The organism is Leucobacter chromiisoli, assembly GCF_016522505.1.
GTDB classification, from domain to species: Bacteria; Actinomycetota; Actinomycetes; order Actinomycetales; family Microbacteriaceae; genus Leucobacter; species Leucobacter chromiisoli.
Genome location: NZ_JAEHOH010000006.1, coordinates 227,014 through 247,307 on the forward strand (window position 1 = coordinate 227,014; position 20,294 = coordinate 247,307).

The 20,294-nt window shown below is 71.1% G+C and carries 14 protein-coding genes and 1 tRNA gene; 8 read left to right on the forward strand and 7 right to left on the reverse strand.

Translation table 11 applies throughout. The features are described from left to right. Positions 1-5: 5 nt before the first annotated feature. The 3 genes from glgC to JD276_RS05445 all read right to left on the reverse strand — a co-directional run bounded on the left by glgC (position 6) and on the right by JD276_RS05445 (position 6,027). Positions 6-1,301 carry a glucose-1-phosphate adenylyltransferase gene (glgC, locus tag JD276_RS05435; RefSeq protein ID WP_200114624.1) on the reverse strand — a complete coding sequence of 432 codons (1,296 nt, stop codon included), beginning with the start codon at positions 1,299-1,301 and terminating at the stop codon, positions 6-8. Beyond that, entirely contained in the window at positions 1,298-3,502 is a 2,205-nt protein-coding gene (gene glgB / locus JD276_RS05440; protein ID WP_200114628.1) for a 1,4-alpha-glucan branching protein GlgB, read from the reverse strand. The genes glgC and glgB overlap by 4 nt, the downstream gene beginning before the upstream one ends. A gap of 86 nt (positions 3,503-3,588) precedes the next feature. Then, positions 3,589-6,027, reverse strand: a complete 2,439-nt coding sequence (locus JD276_RS05445) for a glycogen/starch/alpha-glucan phosphorylase (RefSeq protein WP_200114630.1) — start codon at positions 6,025-6,027, stop codon at positions 3,589-3,591. A 127-nt stretch (positions 6,028-6,154) separates the two neighbouring features. On the opposite strand from JD276_RS05445, the gene JD276_RS05450 reads away from it, so the two are divergent. Beyond that, positions 6,155-6,757 carry a phosphoribosylanthranilate isomerase gene (locus JD276_RS05450; RefSeq protein ID WP_200114632.1) on the forward strand — a complete coding sequence of 201 codons (603 nt, stop codon included), beginning with the start codon at positions 6,155-6,157 and terminating at the stop codon, positions 6,755-6,757. Between the two features lie 88 nt (positions 6,758-6,845). On the opposite strand, the gene JD276_RS05455 is transcribed toward JD276_RS05450, so the two are convergent. Continuing rightward, entirely contained in the window at positions 6,846-7,397 is a 552-nt protein-coding gene (locus JD276_RS05455) for a TetR/AcrR family transcriptional regulator (protein WP_200114639.1), read from the reverse strand. Positions 7,398-7,493: 96 nt separating this feature from the next. Here JD276_RS05455 and JD276_RS05460 point away from each other — a divergent pair, with 96 nt between their 5' ends. Further along, positions 7,494-9,191, forward strand: a complete 1,698-nt coding sequence (locus tag JD276_RS05460; RefSeq protein ID WP_200114640.1) for an amidase — start codon at positions 7,494-7,496, stop codon at positions 9,189-9,191. 43 nt (positions 9,192-9,234) lie between these two features. Here JD276_RS05460 and JD276_RS05465 read toward each other — a convergent pair whose 3' ends face one another. Next, a complete protein-coding gene (locus JD276_RS05465) occupies positions 9,235-9,771 on the reverse strand; it encodes a MarR family winged helix-turn-helix transcriptional regulator (protein ID WP_200114646.1) in 537 nt (178 codons plus the stop codon). Positions 9,772-9,960: 189 nt separating this feature from the next. Here JD276_RS05465 and JD276_RS05470 point away from each other — a divergent pair. From JD276_RS05470 to JD276_RS05480, 3 genes are all read left to right on the forward strand, one after another. After that, positions 9,961-10,032: transfer RNA gene (locus tag JD276_RS05470), tRNA-Gln, on the forward strand. A gap of 116 nt (positions 10,033-10,148) precedes the next feature. Beyond that, entirely contained in the window at positions 10,149-11,576 is a 1,428-nt protein-coding gene (gene glmU / locus JD276_RS05475; RefSeq protein WP_200114648.1) for a bifunctional UDP-N-acetylglucosamine diphosphorylase/glucosamine-1-phosphate N-acetyltransferase GlmU, read from the forward strand. A gap of 2 nt (positions 11,577-11,578) precedes the next feature. Then, positions 11,579-12,556: a ribose-phosphate diphosphokinase gene (locus JD276_RS05480; RefSeq protein ID WP_200114650.1), complete on the forward strand. Its 978-nt coding sequence runs from the start codon at positions 11,579-11,581 to the stop codon at positions 12,554-12,556. 210 nt (positions 12,557-12,766) lie between these two features. On the opposite strand, the gene gnd is transcribed toward JD276_RS05480, so the two are convergent. Then, a complete protein-coding gene (gnd, locus tag JD276_RS05485; RefSeq protein WP_233615344.1) occupies positions 12,767-14,215 on the reverse strand; it encodes an NADP-dependent phosphogluconate dehydrogenase in 1,449 nt (482 codons plus the stop codon). A gap of 369 nt (positions 14,216-14,584) precedes the next feature. Between gnd and JD276_RS05490 the strand changes: the two genes are divergently transcribed. The 3 genes from JD276_RS05490 (at position 14,585) to mfd (ending at position 19,617) form a co-directional block, all read left to right on the forward strand. Beyond that, positions 14,585-15,175, forward strand: coding sequence for a 50S ribosomal protein L25/general stress protein Ctc (locus JD276_RS05490; RefSeq protein WP_200114654.1), 591 nt, complete (start codon positions 14,585-14,587; stop codon positions 15,173-15,175). A gap of 123 nt (positions 15,176-15,298) precedes the next feature. Next, positions 15,299-15,889, forward strand: coding sequence for an aminoacyl-tRNA hydrolase (gene pth / locus JD276_RS05495; protein WP_200114656.1), 591 nt, complete (start codon positions 15,299-15,301; stop codon positions 15,887-15,889). Then, a complete protein-coding gene (mfd, locus tag JD276_RS05500) occupies positions 15,886-19,617 on the forward strand; it encodes a transcription-repair coupling factor (protein ID WP_200114658.1) in 3,732 nt (1,243 codons plus the stop codon). The genes pth and mfd overlap by 4 nt, the downstream gene beginning before the upstream one ends. A 138-nt stretch (positions 19,618-19,755) precedes the next feature. Here the strand turns inward: mfd and JD276_RS05505 are convergent, their stop codons facing one another. Then, positions 19,756-20,259, reverse strand: a complete 504-nt coding sequence (locus tag JD276_RS05505; RefSeq protein WP_200114660.1) for a hypothetical protein — start codon at positions 20,257-20,259, stop codon at positions 19,756-19,758. Between the last annotated feature and the right edge of the window lie 35 nt (positions 20,260-20,294).

Sequence of the window (20,294 nt, forward strand, 5' to 3'; positions counted from 1 at the left end):
GCCGGTCACTCCAGCGCCGCGGCGCGACGGTCGAGCATGGGCTGAGTGATGAGCACGACCCCGTCCGCCGTGCGCCTGAACCACTTCGCGTCCTCCTCGGGATCCTCCCCGGCGACGAGCCCCTCGGGGATCCGCACCCGGTTGTCGAGCACGCACTTGCTCAGTCGTGCGCCCCGCGCCACGTCGACGTAGGGCAGCGAGACGACGTGGTCGAGCGACGCGTAGGAGTGGACGCGGCCTCCCGTGAACAGGAGCGAGTTGTGCACCTCGGCGCCGCTGATGATGCAGTTGCCCGACACGAGCGACTGGATCGCCTGCCCCCGGCGCTTCTCGTCGTCGTGGATGAACTTCGCGGGCGGCACCAGCTCGGCGTAGGTCCAGATCGGCCAGGCGTTGTCGTACATGTCGAGCGCCGGGATGAACTCCGTCAGGTCGATGTTGGCCCGCCAGAACGAGTCGATCGTGCCCACGTCGCGCCAGTAGGGCTCGGTCTCGAGGCCGCTCATGACGCACGACTCGCTGAAGCGGTGCGCGTAGGCGCTTCCGCCCTTCACGATCGCCGGGATGAGGTCGTGACCGAAGTCGTGGCTCGAGCTCGTGTCCTCGGCGTCGGCCAGGAGCAGCTCGCGCAGGAACGCCCAGTCGAAGACGTAGATGCCCATCGAGGCGAGCGCCATGTCGGGGTCGTCGGGCATGCCGGGCGGATCGGCGGGCTTCTCGAGGAAGTCGACGATCCGACCCTGCTCATCGACGTGCATGACGCCGAAGCCGGTGGCCTCCTCGCGCGGCACGGTGAGGCAGCCGACCGTGACGTCGGCATCCGTCTCGACGTGCTGCCGCAGCATGATCTCGTAGTCCATCTTGTAGACGTGGTCGCCCGCGAGGACGATCACGTACTTCACGTCGTAGTCGTCGACGATGTCGATGTTCTGCGTGACCGCGTCGGCGGTGCCGAGGTACCACTTGTTCTCGGCCACGCGCTGGCTGGCGGGCAGGATGTCGAGGTACTCGTTCCGCTCGGCCCGGAAGAACCCCCACCCGCGCTGCATGTGGCGGATGAGCGAGTGCGCCTTGTACTGCGTGGCGACGGCCATCTTGCGGATGCCGGAGTTGAGCGCGTTCGAGAGCGGGAAGTCGATGATCCTCGATTTGCCGCCGAAGTGCACGGCGGGTTTCGCCCGCCGGTCGGTGAGCTCCTCGAGGCGGCTGCCCCGCCCGCCGGCGAGCACGAAGGCCATCGCCTGGTTGGACAGGCGGAGCGGCGCTCCGGTGGGATTGCCTGAGTGCGGCGTTGCAGTCATGACCGTTCCTCCACGAAATAGATGGCTGACAGGGGTGGGATGGTGAGCAGGGCGGACTGGGCCTCGTCGCCCGCCGGGACGTCCTCGGTCTCGATGGCGCCCGTGTTGCCGCGATTGCCGCCGCCGTAGGCCGCCGAGTCGGTGTTGAGCGCCTCGATCCACCGACCGGCGACGGGGAAGCCGACCCGGTACCCCGTCCGCTCGACGGGGGTGAGGTTGAGCACGACGACCACGTGCGGATCCTCGGGGGCGCCGCGCCGCAGCCAGGCGAAGACCTGATCCTCCACGGCGTCGACGAGCAGCCACTGGAACCCGCGCGGGTCGGAGTCGCGGCGGTGCAGCGCGGGCTGCTCGCGGTAGAGGCGGTTGAGATCCCGGACCACGCTCTGCACCCCGGCGTGCCCCGGATCGTGGAGCACGCCCCAGTCGAGCTCGGCGTTGTGGTTCCACTCGGCCGGCTGGCCGAACTCCTGGCCCATGAACAGCAGCTTCTTGCCGGGGTAGCCCCACATGTAGCCGTAGAACGCCTTGAGGTTGCCGAGCTTGTCGGCGTGGGTGCCGGGCATGCGCCCGTACATCGACCCCTTGCCGTGCACGACCTCGTCGTGGCTGATCGGCAGCAGGAAGTTCTCGGTGAAGGCGTAGGTGATGCCGAAGGTCAGCTGGTTCTGGTGGTACCGCCGATAGATCGGATCCTTGCCGAAGTAGGTCAGGGAGTCGTTCATCCAGCCGAGGTTCCACTTGTAGCCGAAGCCGAGCCCATCCTGGTCGACGCGGCGGGTGACCCCCGGGAACGTGGTGGACTCCTCGGCGATCATCGCGACGCCCGGGTGCTCCGCGTAGGCCGCCGCGTTCGCCTCGCGCAGGAACTCGATGGCCTCGTAGTTCTCCCGACCGCCGTCCTTGTTCGCGATCCACTCGCCGGCTCGGCGCGAGTAGTCGCGGTAGATCATCGACGCGACGGCGTCGACGCGCAGGCCGTCGAGGTGGTACTCGTCGAGCCAGTACAGCGCGTTCGAGACGAGGTAGTTCAGCACCTCGGGGCGACCGTAGTTGAAGATCAGGGTGTTCCAGTCGGGGTGGAAGCCCTCCCGCGGATCCCGATGCTCGTACAGCGCGGTGCCGTCGAAGCGCCCGAGGCCGTGCTGGTCCGTGGGGAAGTGCCCGGGCACCCAGTCGGCGATCACCCCGAGGCCGGCGGCGTGGGCGGCATCGACGAACGCCGCGAACTCCTCGGGGGTGCCGTGGCGGACGGTCGGGGCGAACATGCCGATCGGCTGGTAGCCCCACGACCCGTCGAACGGGTGCTCGCTGATCGGCAGCACCTCGATGTGGGTGAAGCCGAGGTCGGCGGCGTAGGCGACCAGCTCGGTCGCGAGCTCGAGGTAGGAGAGCGGACGCCGCCCGCTCTCCGTGTCGGCGACCGCGCGGCGCCACGACCCGAGGTGCACCTCGTAGACGCTGATGGGGGCGTCCACCGCGTTGATCGCGGCGCGCCGGTCGACCCACTCCCGGTCACGCCACTCGTGCCGCCCGAGACGCCGGACGACCGAGCCGGTCGCGGGCGGGTGCTCGCTGCCGAAGCCGACGGGGTCGGCCTTCTGCGGCAGTCGCCGCCCCTGCTCGCCGAGGAGGTCGTACTTGTAGACCGTCCCCTCGTCGAGGCCGGGGAGGAAGAGCTCCCAGACCCCCGTCGCGCCCCGGGGGCGCATCGGGTGGACCGTGGGGTTCCAGGCGTTGAAGTCGCCGACGACGGAGACGCGTTCGGCGTTCGGCGCCCACACCGCGAAGTGCACGCCCTCGACCCCCTCGTGCGAGATCCGGTGGGCCCCGAGCGCCTCCCAGAGGCGGCGGTGCCGCCCCTCGCCGATCAGGTGCTCGTCGACCTCTCCGAGCACGGGGCCGAAGCGGTACGGGTCCTCGCGCTCCTCCGTGACGCCGCCGGGCCACCGGATGCGCAGGCGGTAGTAGGCGAGCGCCGGCCCCGTGAAGATCCCGTCACCGCCCGGGAACGGGGCGAGCTCGGCCTCGTCGGTGTCGTTGACGGCCCAGACGCGCTCGGCCCCCGGCAGGCGGACGACGAGGCGCGTCCCGTCGTCGGATGGCCCGAGAGCGGCGAAGGGGTCGGGGTGCGCTCCGGCGGCGAGCTGCTCGGCCTCGGCCGCGCTGATGACCGACCACTCTGCATACTCGTCTGCCATGTCGACTCCCTCGTCCGGCACCTTGCTCTTATCCAACCACGAATTCGAAGGGCCGATGACCACCGGAGACCGGGCGCGCCGGCGGATCAGAGCGCGGGGGCGATGTCCCAGATCTCGCTCATGTACTCGCGGATCGACCGGTCGGAGCTGAAGTAGCCCATCCGCGCGACGTTGAGGATCGCCATGCGCTGCCAGTGCTGCGGATCGCGGTACGCCCGCTCGACCTCGCCCTGGGCCGCGTCGTACGCGTCGAAGTCGGAGGCCACGAGGAACCAGTCGCTGTTCCACATCAGGTCGAGCAGTCCGCCGTAGCGGTGCGTCTCATCGGGGCTGAACGTGCCCTCCGCGATCGCCTGCAGCACATCCTGCAGCGGCTGGCTCCGCTCGATCGCCGCTCGGGCGTGGTCCGGCTCCGCTCGGCGCGCCGCGACCTCGTCGGCGGTCAGACCGAAGAGGAAGAAGTTCTCCGGCCCGACCTGCTCGCGGATCTCGATGTTCGCACCGTCGAGCGTGCCGATGGTGAGCGCGCCGTTGAGCGCGAACTTCATGTTGCCCGTTCCCGAGGCCTCCATGCCGGCGGTCGAGATCTGCTCCGACAGGTCGGCGGCCGGGATGAGCTTCTCGGCCATCGAGACGCCGTAGTTCGGCGGGTAGACCACGCGCAGCAGGTCGCGGGTCTCGGGATCGTTGTTGACGACCTGGCCGACGTCGTTGATGAGCCGGATGATGTCCTTCGCCGTGTGATAGCTCGGCGCCGCCTTGCCCCCGAAGATCTTCACCCTCGGCACCCACCCGGCGCCCGGATCCCGCTTGATCCGCTGCCAGTGGGCGATGGTCCAGAGGATGTTCAGCAGCTGGCGCTTGTACTCGTGGAGACGCTTCACCTGCGCGTCGAAGAGCGCGTTCGTCGGCAGCTCGATGCCGTGCTCGTCGGCGAGCCAGCCGGCGAAGCCCTCCTTCGCCAGGTGCTTCGTCCGGCCGAACGCCGCCTGGAAGGCCGGATCGTCGGCGTGCTGCTCGAGGCCGCGCAGCCGCTCGAGGTCGGTCTCCCAGCCCTCGCCGATCGTGTCGGTGATCAGTCGAGAGAGGTGGGGATTGGCCAGCCTCAGCCAGCGCCTGGGCGTGATGCCGTTCGTGATGTTGACGATCCGGTCCGGGTGCAGCTCGTCGTGCACCGGGAACAGGTCCTTCCTGACCAGCTCCGAGTGCAGGGCCGACACGCCGTTGACCCGGTGGCTGGTGGCGAACGCCAGATCGCCCATGTTGACCTGGTCGCCGCCGATGAGCCGCACGGGGTCGGGACGGGATCCCTGCAGCTCGACGAACTGGGTGTCGAGCCTCTCGATGATCTGGAGGTGGCGCGGCAGCACCTTGCGCATGAGATCGACCGTCCACCGCTCCAGCGCCTCCGGCAGCAGGGTGTGGTTCGTGTAGCCCAGCACACGCGTGGCGACGTCGACGGCGGCGTCGAAGCCGAATCCGTGCTCGTCGACGAGCAGGCGGATGAGCTCCGGCCCGGCGATCGCCGGGTGCGTGTCGTTCATCTGGATCGCGACGTACTCGGGCAGCCGGGTCAGATCGTCGTGCGCGGCGAGGTAGCGGCGGAGGATGTCCTGCACCGAGGCGGAGGTCAGGAAGTACTCCTGGGAGAGTCGCAGCTCCTTGCCGCCCTCGGTGGTGTCGTTGGGGTAGAGCACGCGACTGAGGCTCCGGGCCAGCGCCTCCGGCTCGGAGGCCGCGGCGAACTCGCCCGAGTTGAAGCGGGCCAGGTCGAAGAGGTCGGCGTTCGGCATCGCCGCCCAGAGGCGCAGCGTGTTCGCCCAGCGCCCGCCGTAGCCCACGACCGGCGTGTCGTGCGCCGCGGCGAGCACCCGGGAGCGGGGGCGCCACAGCTGATGGCCGTCCTCCTCCGCCACCTCGCCGCCGAATCCGACCTGGTACGCCGACTCGGGCCGGGTGAAGTCCCAGGGGGTCCCCTCGGCCAGCCAGTTCTCAGGGGTCTCGATCTGGCGGCCGTGCTCGAAGCGCTGCTCGAAGAGGCCGTGCTCGTAGCGCAGCCCGTAGCCGTAGGCGGGGCAGCCGACGGTGGCCATGGACTCCAGGTAGCAGGCGGCCAGCCGGCCGAGGCCGCCGTTGCCGAGCGCCGCGTCGGGCTCGTCCTCCGCGATGTCGGCGAAGCTCAGGCCGAAGCCGTCCAGCACCTCGACCACGACGTCGCGCAGCCCGAGGTTGATGGCGAGATCCTCGAGCAGGCGGCCGATGAGGAACTCCATCGACAGGTAGTAGACGCGTTTGCGATCCTCCGCCCAGGTGCGTCGCGTCGAGGCGAACCACGGGTTGACCGCGCGGTCGCGGATCGCGTGCGACAGCGCCATGCGCCAGTCGAACTTCGAGGCGTGCTCCGGGCTCTTGCCGACGGTGTACTGCAGGTGGTGCAGGAGGGACCACCGGAAGTGCTCCGGCGTCGGCTCGGGCAGTGACAGGTCGTCGCTGCGAATGCCTGGGACTGCGAAGCTCTCGGACATGGGTCTCCCGCGGGTGTGAGGTGGGACTCGTTTCCGGCGCGCACCTCGTCGTCCGCGCCGCGGATCCCATCCTATGGGTCGCCTGAGTCTCGGTTGACGCCGAGCGGGCCGCGGTAGAGTGGCCCGCATGTTCGTCAAGATCTGCGGTCTCACCGCACCCGAGACGGCGGAGACCGCCGTCGGGCTCGGCGCGGACGCGATCGGCATGGTGATGAGTCGCACGAGCGTGCGCCGGATCGACCCCGGCACCGTCGCGTCGATCGTCGAGGCGGTGGGGGACCGCGCCGAGAAGGTGCTCGTGGTGCACGACGTCCCGGCCCGCGAGGCCGCGCTCGCCGCCGCGCGCCTCGGCGTCGACGTGCTGCAGATGCACGGCCCCTACGGGCGCGAGGACTTCGCCGAGGCGCGCAAGGCGTTCCCGCGGATCTGGCGGGCGACCTCTCTCGCGAGGGACCCCGAGGTGCGCGCGGGGGACTGGGGCGAGGAGCTCCTGCTGCTCGACGGCGCGCGCGCCGGCTCCGGCGAGCGGTGGGACATCACGGGGCTGCGGGGGCTCGAGCTGGGCGAGCGGTGGCTGCTCGCCGGCGGCCTGGACCCCGACAACGTGGCCGAGGCGATCGCGACGGTCCGCCCGTGGGGCGTCGACGTGTCGAGCGGCGTCGAGTCGGCCCCCGGAGTGAAGTCGGTCGAGCTGATCGAGCGCTTCATCGCGAACGCCAGGGCGGCGTAGACCCGACCTCCTCGGCGGGCGGCGGCTGCCCTGCGCCCGTCCCGTCTGCGCAGAGCATCGGCGCGTCGGGCATCAGCGCATCGGCGCATCAGGGCATCAGGGCGGCGATCGCCGCGCGCACCGCGGACTGCGCGCGGGCCGCGTCGATCTGCCCCGTGAGCCAGCGCCCCGAGAGCCCCTCGACCAGCGCGGTCAGCATGAGGGCGCCGGCCTCGGCGTCGCCCTCCGGATCGGCCTCCGCGAGCAGCTCCCGCGCCCGGCGCTGCCAGTCGGCGGTCGATCGGCTGACGGCCGCGGCGCGCTCCGCGTCGAACACGGCGGCGGAGCGCAGCTCGTTCCAGGTCGTGGACCCCTCGCGGATCCCCGGCTCCTCGCCGAACTCGGAGCAGAGGAGCGCGGCGAGCCGTTCCGCGGGCGTCCGGGCGTCAGGCTGCACCTCGGCGCGACGGGCGGCGCTCGCGTTCACCTCGTCGAGCGCGGCCTGCAGCAGGCCGTCGCGATCGCCGAAGTGATAGGCGAGCAGGCCGATGGACACCCCGGCTTCACGGGCGACCTCGCTCATCCGGAATCCGGCGAGACCGGAGCTGGCGATGATCCGGGCGCACGCCGCGAGGATCCGCTCCCGGCCGTCCTCCGCCATGTCCGCCCCTCTCCCCGTGGCGCCGCACTTGACAGCGAGCGGCGCAGAACTGAAACTATTTTCAGGATACCGCGCCGAAGAGGAACGAGGAAGCGCATGGGCGAGGCGAAGTTCACCCTCATCGAGGCGGGCATCGAGGACGTGCTCGAGGCGATGCGCCGCGGCGAGATCACGAGCACCTGGCTCACGCAGCGCTACCTCGCGCGCATCGAGACCTACGATCGCGGCGCCGACGGGCTGAACTCCGTCGTCGTCGTGAACCCGGGCGCGCTCGACGACGCGGCCGAGTCGGACAGGCGCTGGCGCGCGGGCGAGCCGCGGCCGCTCGAGGGGGTGCCCTTCACGGTGAAGGACTCCTACATGGTGCAGGGCCTCACCGTCGCCTCCGGTTCGCCCGCCTTCGAGCACCTCGTCGCCCAGTGGGACGCGTTCTCGGTCGCGAAGCTGCGCGAGGCCGGCGCCGTGCTCATCGGCAAGACCAACATGCCGCCCATGGCCGACGGCGGCATGCAGCGCGGCATCTACGGGCGGGCCGAGAGCCCCTACAATCGCCGCTACCTGCCCGCGGCCTACGCCTCCGGGTCCTCGAACGGCTCGGGCGTCTCGACCGCGGCGAACCTCGCCGTGTTCGGCATGGGAGAGGAGACCGTCTCCTCGGGGCGCAGCCCGGCCTCCAACAACGGCCTCTGCGCCTACACCCCGAGCTGGGGGATCCTCTCGATCCGCGGCAACTGGCCGCTGTTCCCCGCACGCGACGTCGTCGTTCCGCACACTCGCTCGATGCCCGACCTGCTGCGCCTGCTCGACGTGCTCGTGCAGGACGACCCGGTGACCCGCGGCGACTTCTGGCGCGATCAGCGGGTCGTCGAGCTGCCGACGCCCGGCGAGCACCGCCCCGCCTCGTACCTCGACCTCCGCGACGCCAACGCGCTGCGGGGCAAGCGGTTCGCGGTTCCGCGGATGTACCTGGGGAAGGATCCGAGCTTCCCGATCGACGTGCGCCCCTCGGTGCTCGAGCTCTGGGAGCGGGCGAAGGATCGCATCGAGTCGCTCGGCGCAGAGGTCATCGAGACGGACTTCCCGCTCATCGAGCGCTACGAGGGCGATCGCCCCGGTCAGGAGAACGTGGGCGCGCTCGGCGTGCTGCCCGACGGGTGGATGGACACCGAGTTCAGCCACTTCCTGGCCTACGGCTGGGATGACTTCCTCAGGGCGAACGGAGATCCCGAGGTCCCGACCCTCGCCGAGGTGGACCCCGACGCCATCTTCCCGCAGCCGCCCGGCACCCTGCCGGATCGCTACGAGGAGGTCGAGGACTACGAGAACCGCTACCGCGCGACGGTCGCGATGGCGCGCTCCGGGATCTCCGACCCGCGCGACCGTCCCGACTTCGCCGAGGGCCTCCGCGCCCTGATCCGCCTGCGAGAGGATCTGTTCGAGAGCTGGCTCGCCGAGCGCGGCCTCGACGGCGTCGTGTTCCCCGCGAACGCCGACGTGGCCACGGAGGACGCCGAGCGCGAGCCGGCCGCGGCCGATCGCGCGTGGGAGAACGGGGTGTTCTTCTCGAACGGCAACTACGCGCTGCGCCACCTCGGGATCCCGACCGTGACGGTCGCGATGGGCGTGATGAGCGACATCGGCATGCCGGTCGGCCTCACCTTCGCGGGAGCCGGCTACTCGGACCCCGCGCTCCTCGGCTACGCCGCGGCATTCGAGGCCGGCGCCGAGGGCACGATGCGCCGCGCGCCCGGATCGACCCCCGCGCTCCCCGAGGACGCCCCGGCCGGGTCCTGAGCTCCGCAGGCGCTCGACGCCGGCCTGCGCGGAGCCCGGGAGCCTACGCGGCGGGCCCGGGCTCGTCGCCGGCCGCGATCGGGCCGAAGTGCTGCACGCTGAGCGCGAGCCTGCGCAGCAGCGTCGCGAGCCGCTCGCGCTCCGCGCGGGGAACGCCGCCGAGCAGCAGCTCCTCGGCGTCGCTCAGGCGTGTCATGGCGGCGTCGACGAGCGTCTGACCCTGCGCCGTCATCTCCACGAGCACGCCGCGGCCGTCGTTGGGGTCGGTCAGCCTGCGCACGAGGCCCCGCTGCGCCATGCGGTCGATGCGGTTCGTCATCGTGCCGCTCGAGACCATCGTCTGCTGCACCAGGATCTTGGGACTCTGCCGGAACGGCGCCCCGCCGCGGCGGAGCACCGCCAGCACGTCGAACTCCCAGGACGCGAGCCCGGAGCGCTCGAACGCCTGCGCCCTGGCCCGGTCGAGCGCCTTCGTGATCCGCGTCATCCGCGAGAAGACGGCGAGCGGCGCGAGATCGAGATCGGGTCGGGCCGCGGACCAGTCGGCGAGAATCCGGTCCACCTCATCCTGCTGCTTCATGCTCCCATTATCGGGCCCGAGCGGGGAGAACACCCGCAATGATCGTCGCCGGAACCGCGTTCGGGCGGGGCGGGGACGGGGACGAGGGGTCTCTCGGGGAGCGCCGTTCCCCGGTGCCCCGGAGGCCGCGGACGGTGTCGGCCGGGTGCCGAACATCTGGCAGACTGTTACGCGTGCTGAAGGGCACGATCCGCCTTGGTGTAATGGCAGCACGGCAGCCTTTGGAGCTGTTAGGTCTAGGTTCGAATCCTAGGGGCGGAGCTGTTCCGCGAGGCGACGCTTCGCGGAGCAGCTCCGCAGTGCGCTCTCGCGGGTGCGAACAGCGAAGTGCAGCCTCTCCACGGATCGGGAGCGGCTCGCTACCGGAAGGAATACACATGGCAGAGAGATCCTTGGCGGTCGTCATTCTCGCAGCGGGCCAGGGAACGCGGATGAAGTCCTCGCTCCCCAAGGTGCTGCACCGGATCGGCGGGCGCTCGCTGATCGCCCACGTGCTCGACACCGCGGCGGGCCTGCATCCCGACCGCGTCGTCGCGGTCGTCCGGCACGAGCGCGAGCGGGTGTCGGGCGCGATCCTCGATCACGCCCCCGACACGGTGATCGTCGACCAGGACGCGGTGCCCGGCACCGGGCGCGCGGTCGAGCAGGCGCTCGAGGCGCTGCCGGCCGACTTCGACGGCTCGGTCGTCGTGCTCTCGGGCGACGTGCCCCTCATCGACTCGGCCACGCTCGACCGTCTCGTCCGCGGGCATCTCGAGGGCGCCCGCGCCATGACGCTGCTCTCGGCGATCTTCGAGAACCCGACGGGTCTCGGCCGCATCCTCCGCGACGGCTCGGGATCCGTGACGGGCATCGTCGAGGAGAAGGACGCCGACGAGGCGCAGCGCCGGATCACCGAGATCAACGGCGGCATCTACGTCTTCGCCCGACGGGCCCTGGAGCAGGCGCTCTCGCAGATCGGCACCGACAACGCGCAGGGGGAGAAGTACCTCACGGACGCGGCCACCCGCATCCTCGCCGCGGGGGGCGCCGTCGAGGCCGTCGCCACCGACGACCCCTGGCTGATCGCGGGCGTCAACGACCGCGCCCAGCTCTCCGACGCCGGCCGCGAGCTCAACCGACGCATCGTGCGCGCGCATCAGCGGGCGGGCGTCACCATCCAGGATCCCGCGACCACCTGGATCGACGCCGACGTCGCCATCGAGGCCGACGCCGAGATCCTGTCCGGCACGTTCCTGCACGGGGCGACGAGCATCGCGGCCGGCGCGAAGATCGGCCCCGACACCACCCTCACCGACTGCGAGGTCGGAGAGGGCGCGGAGATCCGGCGCAGCGAAGCGACACTGGCCGTGATCGCGCCGCGCGCGACGGTCGGGCCCTTCTCCTACATCCGACCGGGCACCGAACTCGGGGAGGCCGGCAAGATCGGCGCGTTCGTCGAGACGAAGAACGCGAAGATCGGCGACGGCAGCAAGGTCCCCCACCTCAGCTACGTGGGGGACGCCACCATCGGCGTCGACACGAACATCGGCGCGGGTACGATCTTCGCGAACTACGACGGCGTGCGGAAGCACCAGGTCGTCGTCGGCGACGCGGTGCGGATCGGGTCGAAGAACGTGCTGATCGCCCCGGTTACCATTGAAGACGGCGTCTACACTGCTGCGGGAACCGTGGTGCGCAAGAACGTCCCCTCGGGGGCGCTCGCGCTCAACGTGGCGCCTCAGCGCAACATCGAAGGCTGGGTTGCCGAGAACCGGCCGGGCACGAACACCGCCCACGCGGCGGAGAAAAGCGGGGACAAGTAAACATGAGCGCGATTGAGACGGCCGGCCAGAAGAAGCTGGTCCTCATCTCCGGGCGGGCACACCCGGAACTCGCGGAGCGCGTCGCGGCGGAACTGGGGGCGGAGCTCGTTCCGACCGACGCGCGCACCTTCGCCAACGGCGAGATCTACGCCCGGTTCGACGAGAGCGTTCGTGGCTGCGACGCCTTCGTCATCCAGTCGCACACCCACCCCATCAACGAGTGGCTGATGGAGCAGCTGATCATGGTCGACGCGCTCAAGCGCGCCTCGGCCAAGCGGATCACCGTCGTCGCCCCCTTCTACCCCTACTCCCGCCAGGACAAGAAGGGGCGCGGACGCGAGCCGATCTCGGCGCGCCTCGTCGCCGACCTCTTCAAGGCCGCCGGCGCCAACCGGATCATGACGATCGACCTGCACGCGGCCCAGATCCAGGGCTTCTTCGACGGCCCCGTCGACCACCTCTTCGCGATGCCGGTGCTGCTCGACCACTTCAGGCGGACGCTGAACCGGGACGACCTCACGGTCGTCTCGCCCGACATGGGCCGGGTGCGCGTCGCCGACATCTGGAGCGACAAGCTCGACGCGCCTCTCGCGATCATCCACAAGCGCCGCGACCCCATGGTGGCGAACCAGGTGTCGGTGCACGAGATCGTGGGCGACGTGAAGGACCGCTGGTGCCTGCTCGTCGACGACATGATCGACACGGGCGGCACGATCTCGAAGGCGGCCGAGGCGCTCAAGGCCGCCGGCGCGAAGGGGGTGACGATCGCCTGCACGCACGCGATCTTCTCCGGGCGCGCGATCGAGCACCTCTCCGCCGATTTCATCGACCAGGTGGTCGTCACCGACACGCTGCCCCTGACCGAGGACAAGCAGTTCGACAAGCTCACCGTGCTGTCGATCGCGCCCCTGCTCGCGCAGGCGATCCACGAGGTCTTCGAGGACGGATCGGTCACCTCCATGTTCGAGGGCGCTGCCTGATAGCGGGACGCGGAGCGTTCCGCCAGGCCGCGGTGCCGCCCACGGCGGCAGCCCACGGAGCGGAGCGCGGGGTGGCGGCGTAACGACCCCAACCCGGCACCGAGGGCAAGGTCCCAGATCCGGGGGCGGCGTAGGAAGAACGCATCAACGGCGAAGGGCCGGAACTCCACTGGAGTTCCGGCCCTTCACCGTTGCGCGCGGACCGCTCGGTCAGTCGCCCATCCTGGTCTCGCTGCGGTCGCCGGACCACTCGGTGTGGAAGACGCCCGGACCGTCGACGCGCCGGTAGGTGTGCGCCCCGAAGAAGTCGCGCTGCGCCTGGATGAGGGCGGCGGGAAGGCGGGAGGCGCGCAGGCCGTCGTAGTACGCCAGCGACGAGGCGAACCCGGGGGCGGGCACGCCCGAGGTCGCCGCCGTGGCCACGACGCGGCGCCAGGATGCCTGAGCGCGCCCCGTCGCGTCGGCGAAGAACGGCGCGGTGATGAGCGACACGAGATCGGCGTCGGCGCCGTAGGCCTCCGAGATCCGGCCGAGGAAGCGGGCCCGGATAATGCAGCCGGCGCGCCAGATCTTCGCGACGGCGCCGGAGTCGATCTTCCAGCCGTACTGCCTCGCCGCCGCCCGGATCACGTCGAAGCCCTGCGAGTAGGCCACGATCTTCGAGGCGTAGAGCGCCTGGCGCACGTCTTCCACGAAGGCGTCGCGGTCCTCGAGGTCGATCTTCGCGCTCGGGCCCTCGAGGCGGGCGCCGGCGAGCCGCTGCTCGGGGTGCGAGGAGAGCCCGCGGGCGAACACGGCCTCGGCGATGCCGCTGATGGGGGTGCCGAGGCCGAGCGCGGCCTGCACGGTCCAGTTGCCGGTGCCCTTCTGGCCGGCCTGGTCGAGCACGATGTCGACGAAGGGGCGGCCGGTGCGCTCGTCGACGTGGCGCAGCACCTCGGCCGTGATCTCGATGAGGTAGCTCTCGAGCTCGCCCTCGTTCCACTTCGCGAACACGTCGGCGATCTCCTCGGGGGAGAGGTCGGCGACCCGGCGCAGCAGGTCGTAGCTCTCGGCGATGAGCTGCATGTCGGCGTACTCGATGCCGTTGTGCACCATCTTGACGAAGTGGCCGGCGCCGTCGGTGCCCACGTGCGTGACGCAGGGCTCGCCGTCCTCGGCGCGGGCCGCGATCGACTCGAAGATCGGGCCGACCGTCTCGTAGGACTCGGCGGATCCGCCGGGCATGATGCTCGGTCCGTTGAGCGCGCCCTCCTCGCCGCCGGAGATGCCGGCGCCGACGAAGTGCAGCCCGCGCTGGCGCATGTCGTGCTCGCGGCGGATCGTGTCGGTGTACTGGGCGTTGCCGCCGTCGATGATGATGTCGCCGGGCTCGAAGACCGAGGCGAGATCCTGGATCACCGCGTCGGTGGCCTGGCCGGCCTGCACCATGATGATGGCGGTGCGGGGGCGGCTGAGGCTCGCCGCGAACTCCGCGACGTCCTCGGCGGGGACGAAACCGGCCTCGGGATGGGCCTCGACGAGGGCGCGGGTGCGCTCGGGGGAGCGGTTGAACACGGCGACGCGGTTGCCCTCGCGGCTCGCCAGGTTGCGGGCCAGGTTGGCGCCCATGACCGCTAGGCCGACCACGCCTACATTCGCTGAGGGTGTGGTTGTCATCTCGCGTGGCTCCTTCCGCGGCATGCGTTGACGGTGCATGCGCCGTACGGGTGAAAACAGATCGTCCATCGTGATGCGTGAACTGTCTCAGCTTATCCTCCTCCGCGCCTCCACGCCGGAACGATGCGCGAGGATCCGCGACGGCGTTCCGATCCGCGCTGGTGCTCCGATCCGCGCTGGTGCTCCGAGGCGCGGCGGTCATGTAAGATGGGTGGCTGTACTTCGGCGAGGGATGCGCGAGCATCCGTGATCGACGCGGACGGACTCCCATAGCGGGCCATCTTGCTGCGCGAATTCGGCGAGACACTACCAATCCCGGCGGGCGAGACCCGCCCCGTTTGGGCGAGAGCCCGCAAGGAGAAGAACACGATGAGCGAGACCAACTCCCTGGTCGCCACCGTCCGCGAGAGCTTCGGCAAGGGCGCCGCGCGCAAGCTGCGCGCCGCCGGCAGCACCCCCGCCGTGGTGTACGGCCACGGCACCGACCCCGTGCACATCGCGGTCGAGACCCACCCGCTGAGCCTGATCGTCCGCCACGCCAACGCGCTGATCGAGCTCGACATCGCCGGCAAGCCGCAGCTCGTGCTGGTGAAGGACGTCCAGCGCGATCCGGTGCGCCAGATCATCGAGCACGTCGACCTGGTCGTCGTCAAGAAGGGCGAGGCGGTCGAGGTCGAGGTGCCGCTGCACATCGTCGGCACCCCGTTCTCGGGCACCAACGCGCTGCAGGAGCTGAACACCCTCCGCCTGAACGTTCCGGCCACCAGCATCCCCGAGACGGTCGAGATCGACGTCGAGGGCCTGGAGGAGGGCACCCAGATCCTCGCCGGCGCCATCGCGCTGCCCTCGGGAGCGACGCTGCTCGACGATCCCGAGCAGCTCGTCGTCCACATCGTCGTGCCCCGCGGTGCGGCAGGCGACGAGGACGAGGCCGCGGAGACCGCCGAGGCGGCCGAGTAGCGTTCTTCTCACGGGCCCGTCGAGTTCACAGCGAATTCGGCGGGCCCGCTGTGTTTCGGCGACGGGGTGGGGGTGGAAGCGGTGTTCGGGATCGGACGCAAGCGACGGGAGAGTGAGGACGGCGTGTCGAACGACGGCTGGCTCATCGTGGGCCTCGGCAATCCGGGGGCGAAGTACGAGGCGACCCGGCACAACGTCGGCCAGATGGTCGCCGACGTGCTCGCGGACCGCGTCGGCGGCCGCTTCGGGTCGCACCGGGCGAACGCGCGGGTGGCCGAGGGGCGCACCGCGCCCGGCGGTCCGAAGCTCATCGTCGCGAAGCCGAACAGCTTCATGAACACCTCGGGCGGCCCCGTGTCGGGGCTCGCCCAGTACTTCGGCATCCCGCCCGAGCGGATCGTCGTGATCCACGACGAGCTCGACCTCCCCTTCGACTCGATCAAGCTGAAGATCGGCGGGGGGCACGGCGGCCACAACGGCCTGCGCGACATCGCGAAGGCGCTGGGCACCCCCGAGTTCCTGCGGGTGCGGGTCGGCATCGGCCGCCCTCCGGGGCGTCAGGATCCCGCCGACTACGTGCTGCGGCCCTTCGCGTCCTCCGAGCGTGACGCGGTCGCGGTGCTGATCGAGGACGCGGCCGACGCCGTCGAGCTCCTCGTCGAGCGGGGCCTGCTCGACGCTCAGCAGCGCTACCACGGGAGGGCCGCCCAGTGAGCCTCGCCGGAATCGACCTCCTGCTCGAGCGCTCCGAGTCGTTCTCGCGGGCCCTCGACGCCAGCGGGATCGACGCGGAGTTCGCCGTCCCGGAGGGGCTGCGGGCGCCGCTGATCGCCGGGCTGATCCGCAGGCGCCGCGAGGCGGGGGACACCGGTGCGCTGCTCGTGATCGCCGCGACCAGCCGCGAGGCCGACGCCCTGCGGAGCGCGCTCGGCTCCCTGGTGCCCGACGCGGTGACGACCGAGTTCCCGGCGTGGGAGACGCTGCCCCACGAGCGGCTCAGCCCGAGCGCCGAGACGGTGGGCCGCCGAGCGGAGGCGCTGCGCCTGCTGCGCGAGCACGACGGATCCGTTCCGCTGATCGTCGTCGCGTCGGTGCGCGCCGCGCTGCAGCCCGTTTCGCCGCACGCCGTGAACGCCCGACCGATCCTGCTGCGCGCGGGCGAGCGCTCCGACGGCCTGGACGCGGTCGCCCGGGGCCTCGTGGAGCTGGCGTACACGCGCGTGGACATGGTGACGCGCCGCGGCGAGTTCGCCGTGCGGGGCGGGATCCTCGACGTGTTCCCGCCCACCGCGGAGCAGGCGGTGCGCGTCGACTTCTTCGGCGACGAGGTCGACCAGATCCGGCGCTTCGCCGTGTCGGATCAGCGGAGCGCCGGCGACCCGCTGCCCGGGCTCGAGCTCTGGCCCGCCCGCGAGCTGCTGCTGACCGACGAGGTGCGGGAGCGGGCGATCGACCTGCTGCCGCGCTTCCCGGCGTTGAGCACGCTGCTCGAGAAGATCGGCGAGGGCATCGCGGTCGAGGGCATGGAGAGCCTGCTGCCGCAGCTCGTGCCCGGGCTGCGGCCCCTCACCGCCCTGCTCCCCGCGGGCGGGGCGGTCGTGGTCGCCTCGCCCGAGCGCGTCGCCGGCCGGGCCGTGAGCCTCGCCGAGACGAACCGGGAGTTCCTCGAGGCCGCCTGGCACGCCGCGACGGCGGGCGCCGACGCGCCCGTGCCGACCGACGACAGCGGCATGCTGACGGTGGCCGAGCTGCGCGCGGGCGCGGCGGGCCGACCCTGGTGGACCGTCTCGGTGTTCGTCCCGGGCGAGGATCCCGGGGAGCCCGCGCCGAGCGGGGACGCGGACGGAGACCGCTCCCTCGGGAGCACCGGCGACCGGACCGCCGACGCGGCCGCGACCGCCTACGCGGCCGCGACCGCGATCACGGTGCACGGCGCGGCCGTCGCGCGCCCGGCGCCGGGCACGGAGCCGACCGGCGCCGCGATCCGGCACCTGCGCGACCGTCTGGCCGAGGGCTGGCGCGCGGTCGTCACCGCGCAGGGCGTCGGGCTCGTCGAGCGTGCTCGCGACGTGCTCGCGGAGGCCGGCGTCGCCGCCCGCATCGTCGACGAGCTGCCCCCGGAACTCGAGAGCGGGGTCGTGCACCTCGTCACCGGAACCGCGTGGACGGGCTTCGAGAGCGCGGAGGCGCGCCTGATCCTCGAGAGCGAAGCCGAGTTCTTCGGCCGCTCGATCGGCAGCCGCAACGCGAGCGGGCAGAAGCTCGCCAAGCGCCGCGGCAAGAACGTCGTCGACCCGCTGAAGCTCGTCGAGGGCGATTACGTCGTGCACGAGACGCACGGCATCGGCCGCTTCGTCGAGCTCACCCAGCGCATGGTGCCGACGGGCCCCGCGACCGGGCCGGGCGGGGGCAAGAGCAAGACGATGCGCGAGTACCTGGTGCTCGAGTACGCGTCCTCGAAGCGGGGCATGCCGAAGGACAAGCTCTACGTGCCGACGGATCAGCTCGACCAGCTGTCGCGCTACGTGGGCGGCGAGGCGCCGGCGCTGTCGAAGATGGGCGGCAGCGACTGGGCGAACGCGAAGAAGAAGGCCCGCAAGGCCGTGCGCGACATCGCCGTCGAACTCGTGAAGCTCTACTCGGCGCGCGTCTCGTCGAAGGGCTTCGCCTTCTCGCCGGACACGCCCTGGCAGCACGAGCTCGAGGAGGCCTTCCCCTACGCCGAGACGGTCGACCAGCTCACCACGATCGACGAGGTGAAGCGCGACATGGAGCGGCCGATCCCGATGGACCGCCTCATCTCGGGCGACGTCGGCTTCGGCAAGACCGAGATCGCGGTGCGCGCGGCGTTCAAGGCGGTGCAGGACGGCAAGCAGGTCGCGATGCTGGTGCCGACGACGCTGCTCGTCAACCAGCACTACGAGACCTTCCAGGATCGCTTCGCGGGCTTCCCCGTGCGCCTGCGGCCGCTCAGCCGCTTCCAGAGCGATGCGGAGGCGAAGGACACGATCGACGGCCTCGCCGCGGGCACGGTCGACGTGGTCATCGGCACGCACCGCCTGCTGTCCGAGAAGATCAACTACAAGGATCTCGGCCTGCTCATCATCGACGAGGAGCAGCGCTTCGGCGTCGAGCACAAGGACGCGCTGAAGAAGCTGAAGACGAACGTCGACATCCTCGCCATGAGCGCGACGCCGATCCCGCGAACGCTCGAGATGGCGGTGACGGGCATCCGCGAGATGTCGACCCTCGCCACCGCACCCGAGGACCGGCATCCGATCCTCACCTTCGTCGGGGCCCGTAGCGACAAGCAGATCGCGGCCGCGATCCGCCGGGAGATGCTGCGCGAGGGCCAGGTGTTCTTCGTGCACAACCGCGTGTCGTCGATCACCAGGGTCGCGGCGCAGCTCGCCGAGCTCGTGCCGGAGGCGCGCATCGCGGTGGCGCACGGCAAGCTCTCCGAGTCGCAGCTCGAGCAGGTCGTCGTCGACTTCTGGGAGCGCAGGTTCGACGTGCTCGTCTCGACCACGATCATCGAGACCGGCCTCGACATCGCGAACGCGAACACGATCATCATCGACAACGCCGACAAGTACGGGCTCAGCCAGCTGCACCAGCTGCGCGGCCGGGTCGGGCGCAGCCGCGAGCGCGCGTACGCCTACTTCCTGTACGACCCGGACCGCCCGCTCACCGAGCACGCCCACGAGCGGCTGGAGACGCTGGCGACGAACAACGAGCTGGGGTCGGGCATGCAGGTGGCCCTCAAGGACCTCGAGCTGCGCGGGGCGGGCAATCTGCTCGGCGGCGAGCAGTCCGGGCACATCGCCGGCGTCGGCTTCGACCTCTACCTGCGGATGATCGGCGAGGCCGTCTCGACCTTCAAGGGGGAGGAGACGCCGGGGACCTCCGAGCTGGTGCTCGAACTGCCCGTCGACGCGCACATCCCCGAGGAGTACGTGGAGAGCGAGCGGCTGCGACTCGAGGCCTACCAGAAGTTCTCGGCCGCCTCCCACCCCCAGGCGCCGGAGGACCATGTCGCGCTGGTGCTCGAGGAGCTCATGGACCGGTACGGGGAGCCGCCGGTCGAGGTGCGGCGGCTCGCGGCGGTGTCGGCGCTGCGCCGGCGCGCCGCGAGGCTGGGGCTCGCCAAGGTCGTCGCCGCGGGAGCCGCCCTGCGCCTGGAGCCCGTCGAGCTGTCGGGCTCGCGCAGGATGCGCATGAACCGCATGTACCCGGGCGCCCGCTTCACCGAGTCGACCGGGGTGCTGCAGGTGCCGCTGCCCGGTGCGGTGGAGAAGGGGGCGGGATCCCGCAGCCCGCTCGCCGGGGTCGGCGCGCGGCGGGGAGCCGACGCGGCGGCCGACGGCGACGTCGTGGCCTGGGCCGGGCGTGTGCTCGCCACGCTGCTGGAGGAGGAGCCGGCGGCTCAGGGCGGGGAGTGAGGCCGGGGACGGGCGGCTCCGCCGCGTCCCGACCGGCGCTCCGCCTCGAACGCCTCCGGCCCGGCGACTGCTGAGCCGCCGGGCCGGAGAACGGCCCCCGAGGGGACGCGGATCCCGAGAGGATCCCGAGTGCGGGGACTAGCCCGCGTTGCAGAGCTCCTGCATCTCCTTGCCGGCCTCCGTCATGGAGGTCGCCCGCTCCTGCATGTCGGTGGAGAGCTGCTGGGCCTCGGCCTGGAAGGCCTCGATCTCGGCCATCGCGTTGGGGTCGCTGTAGTCGATGTTGCTCATGTCGGGGATCTCGAAGCCCGAGATGATCTCGACGAAGCCCTGGTACTCGGTCGCGAACTTGTCGAGCGCCGCCGAGACCTCCTCGTTGGTGACCTCCTCCTGCGCCTTCTCGAGGCCGGCGGTGACGGGCTCGAAGGCGGCGGCGAAGTCGACCTCGCCACCCTCCTCGGTCATCGACTGCATCAGCTCGTTGGCGTTGGCCTGCGCCTCGCTGGTGACGTCGTTCATCGCGTCGTCGGCGATCTTGCAGGCCTCGGCGACGCTCTGCCCGCCGGAGCACGCGGTCATCCCGAGCGCCAGCGTGACGGTCGCGAGCAGGCCGCCGACGCGGACCAGTGCCTTCTTTTCCATGAGTGTTCCCCTTGCGTGAAGTGTGAGGCGCGCGA

Bases quoted from the DNA above. Each gene is read 5' to 3' on its own strand.
- JD276_RS05465 (WP_200114646.1), bottom strand. From the start codon at position 9,771: ATGAAGCAGCAGGATGAGGTGGACCGGATTCTCGCCGACTGGTCCGCG.
- JD276_RS05505 (WP_200114660.1), bottom strand. From the start codon at position 20,259: ATGGAAAAGAAGGCACTGGTCCGCGTCGGCGGCCTGCTCGCGACCGTC.
- glgC (WP_200114624.1), bottom strand. From the start codon at position 1,301: ATGACTGCAACGCCGCACTCAGGCAATCCCACCGGAGCGCCGCTCCGC.
- JD276_RS05490 (WP_200114654.1), top strand. From the start codon at position 14,585: ATGAGCGAGACCAACTCCCTGGTCGCCACCGTCCGCGAGAGCTTCGGC.
- gnd (WP_233615344.1), bottom strand. From the start codon at position 14,215: ATGACAACCACACCCTCAGCGAATGTAGGCGTGGTCGGCCTAGCGGTC.
- glmU (WP_200114648.1), top strand. From the start codon at position 10,149: ATGGCAGAGAGATCCTTGGCGGTCGTCATTCTCGCAGCGGGCCAGGGA.
- JD276_RS05480 (WP_200114650.1), top strand. From the start codon at position 11,579: ATGAGCGCGATTGAGACGGCCGGCCAGAAGAAGCTGGTCCTCATCTCC.
- JD276_RS05460 (WP_200114640.1), top strand. From the start codon at position 7,494: ATGGGCGAGGCGAAGTTCACCCTCATCGAGGCGGGCATCGAGGACGTG.
- JD276_RS05445 (WP_200114630.1), bottom strand. From the start codon at position 6,027: ATGTCCGAGAGCTTCGCAGTCCCAGGCATTCGCAGCGACGACCTGTCA.
- JD276_RS05450 (WP_200114632.1), top strand. From the start codon at position 6,155: ATGTTCGTCAAGATCTGCGGTCTCACCGCACCCGAGACGGCGGAGACC.
- glgB (WP_200114628.1), bottom strand. From the start codon at position 3,502: ATGGCAGACGAGTATGCAGAGTGGTCGGTCATCAGCGCGGCCGAGGCC.
- JD276_RS05455 (WP_200114639.1), bottom strand. From the start codon at position 7,397: ATGGCGGAGGACGGCCGGGAGCGGATCCTCGCGGCGTGCGCCCGGATC.